A 618-nucleotide genomic window follows, 5' to 3' on the forward strand; every position below is an offset into this window, starting at 1 on the left:
GTGACTGCGTACCTTTTGTATAATGGGTCAGCGACTTATATTCAGTGGCGAGCTTAACCGAATAGGGGAGGCGTAGCGAAAGCGAGTGTTAATAGCGCGTTTAGTCGCTGGGTATAGACCCGAAACCGGGCGATCTATCCATGGGCAGGTTGAAGGTTGGGTAACACTAACTGGAGGACCGAACCGACTACCGTTGAAAAGTTAGCGGATGACCTGTGGATCGGAGTGAAAGGCTAATCAAGCTCGGAGATAGCTGGTTCTCCTCGAAAGCTATTTAGGTAGCGCCTCATGTATCACTGTAGGGGGTAGAGCACTGTTTCGGCTAGGGGGTCATCCCGACTTACCAAACCGATGCAAACTCCGAATACCTACAAGTGCCGAGCATGGGAGACACACGGCGGGTGCTAACGTCCGTCGTGAAAAGGGAAACAACCCAGACCGTCAGCTAAGGTCCCAAAATCCTGGTTAAGTGGGAAACGATGTGGGAAGGCTTAGACAGCTAGGAGGTTGGCTTAGAAGCAGCCACCCTTTAAAGAAAGCGTAATAGCTCACTAGTCGAGTCGGCCTGCGCGGAAGATGTAACGGGGCTCAAACCAGGTACCGAAGCTACGGGTATCA

The 618-nt window shown here is 51.9% G+C and carries 1 rRNA gene; it reads left to right on the plus strand.

Annotation, left to right across the window (positions count from 1 at the left end):
* Positions 1 to 618: ribosomal RNA gene (locus IFT80_RS21515) — 23S ribosomal RNA — on the plus strand; the annotation flags it as partial.

It is taken from the genome of Pseudomonas sp. CFBP 8771 (assembly GCF_014841695.1).
In the GTDB taxonomy this organism is placed as follows: domain Bacteria; phylum Pseudomonadota; class Gammaproteobacteria; order Pseudomonadales; family Pseudomonadaceae; genus Aquipseudomonas; species Aquipseudomonas baltica.